This window comes from Campylobacter sp. TTU-622 (assembly GCF_016598965.1).
Taxonomy (GTDB): Bacteria; Campylobacterota; Campylobacteria; order Campylobacterales; family Campylobacteraceae; genus Campylobacter_D.
In genome coordinates, this window is record NZ_JAENKR010000137.1 from 1 (window position 1) to 2,136 (window position 2,136).

At 22.4% G+C, this 2,136-nt stretch carries 2 protein-coding genes; one reads left to right on the plus strand and one right to left on the minus strand.

What is annotated here, in order from left to right; genetic code table 11:
* Positions 1–77: DUF2920 family protein (locus tag JG677_RS07900; protein ID WP_234284672.1), on the minus strand; the 77-nt coding region annotated here is incomplete at its 3' end.
* Between the two features lie 55 nt (positions 78–132).
* Here JG677_RS07900 and JG677_RS07905 point away from each other — a divergent pair.
* Positions 133–1,635, plus strand: a complete 1,503-nt coding sequence (locus JG677_RS07905) for an amino acid adenylation domain-containing protein (protein ID WP_200286092.1) — start codon at positions 133–135, stop codon at positions 1,633–1,635.
* The last annotated feature ends 501 nt before the right edge of the window (positions 1,636–2,136 follow it).

Consider the following 2,136-nt stretch of genomic DNA (forward strand, 5'->3'; position numbering starts at 1 on the left):
TCAAGCTTACTTTCTCTTTTTATATTAAGTTCAACATCATCACAAGAATTAATTTTATAGGATTTGTTAATTAACATAGTAAATCTTTTTAGTTTTTTAGTATTATAATAAAAATTTTTTAAAGGTATAATAATGGTTAGAAATATTTATGATTTTTTAGAAAAAAGTGTTTTAAAATTTCCTGAAAAACTAGCTTTTGTAGATACTTTTGGCTCAAATTTTAAAAGTATAAACTATAAAGAATTCAATGTTTTAAGTAAAAAGCTTGCAAGTAAGATTGCTAAAGATTTACAATATTCTTATGTACAAAGTCCTATTTTGATTCTTTTGCCAAAAAGTATTGATTGTCTTATAAGTTTTTTTGGTGTAAGCTTAAGTGGAAATTTTTATACTCTTTTAGATGAAAAAACTCCAAAAGAACGCATAGAAAAAGTAATAGATATTTTAAAACCAAAGCTATTAATTACTTCAAAAGATTTAAATTTTGATTTAAATTTGCCTACACTTTATACAGAAGATTTTTTAAATTTTGATATAGATGAGACTTTGTTAGAAGAAATTAAAGAAAGACATATAGATACAAATTTATTATATGTTTTTTTTACAAGTGGGAGTACAGGAGTGCCAAAAGGTGTTTCTATTTCTCATAAAAGCGTGATTGATTATACTTTTTGGGTATGCGAAACTTTTAATTTAAATGAAAATGAGATTTTAGCTAATCAGGCTCCGTTTTATTTTGATAATAGTATTTTAGATATATTTTCAAGCATTAAAGCAGGAGCGACACTTCACTTACTACCTAATCATCTTTTTGCTTTTCCAAATAAAATTTTATCTTATTTAGAAGAGCAAAAAATAAATATGATTTTTTGGGTGCCTTCGGTGCTTATTTATTTTGCAAATACTAATGCTTTGAAAGATTTTAATCTTTATCTTAAAAAAGTTCTTTTTTGTGGAGAAATTATGCCAAATAAACAGCTTAATTTTTGGAGAAAGGCTTTACCAAATACGGAATTTTTTAATCTTTATGGACCTACGGAAATTACTGATGTTTGTTCTTTTTTTAAGGCTGAGAGAGAATTTAAAGATGAGGATATTTTACCTATTGGAAAGGCTTGTAAAAATACCGAACTTTTAGTCTTTGATGAGAATATGAATTTTATTAGTCCTAAAGAAATAGGCGTTAAAGGAGAACTTTATATAAGGGGAACTTGTTTATCATTAGGTTATTATAATGATAGCAAAAAAACAAAAGAAGCTTTTATACAAAATCCTTTACATAATAATTATTTAGATTTGCTTTATAAAACAGGGGATATTGTAGCTTATAATGAGCTAGGAGAGCTTTTATGTTTTGGAAGAAAAGATAATCAAATCAAATATATGGGACATAGAATAGAACTAGGAGAGATAGAGAGTGTTATAAATTCTCATTTAGAAATTAAAAATACTGCTTGTATTTTTAAAGAAGAGATTATTTGTTTTTATGAAAGTGAAAAAGAACTTAATTTAAAAGCTTTTTTAAAAGATAAATTAAATGCTTATATGATACCTAAACGTTTTATAAGACTAGATAGTTTTAAACTCAATCAAAATGGTAAGATCGATAGGAAATTTTTAAATAATTTTATTTAGCGATGATTGAAAACTAAAGAAATGTTTGTTATAAAAACCAAATTTTGATTTTATGTTATATAAAAATAGAATCATTTTAATTTTTTAAATGAGTTTAATTAAACAATTCTTTATTTATATCAATTTGATTTTTTGAAAAAAATTTTTACTTTATAAAGATCTAAATATTATTAAATAAGTGGTTAATAAAATTCGTTTTTTATGGAAATAAATTGAGTTTATAAAAATATCTTTTTGTTTTTAAGTTATTATTTTTTTAAATAATTTAAATTATAATATTTTAATTTTTATGATTATAATGATAAAAAACTTAATCAAGTTGATAATTAGTAGGAATTTTAATGGAATATGAAAATATTTTTATTATAGGTGATGGAAAAGTAGCAAAAGAATGTCAAAAAATAGCTCAAAATTTTTTTCAACAAGAAGTTAAATTTATAGAAAATAAAACGAAAAACTATTTAGATAACTTTTTTAATTCCTTAAAGTATTCCTTAATTA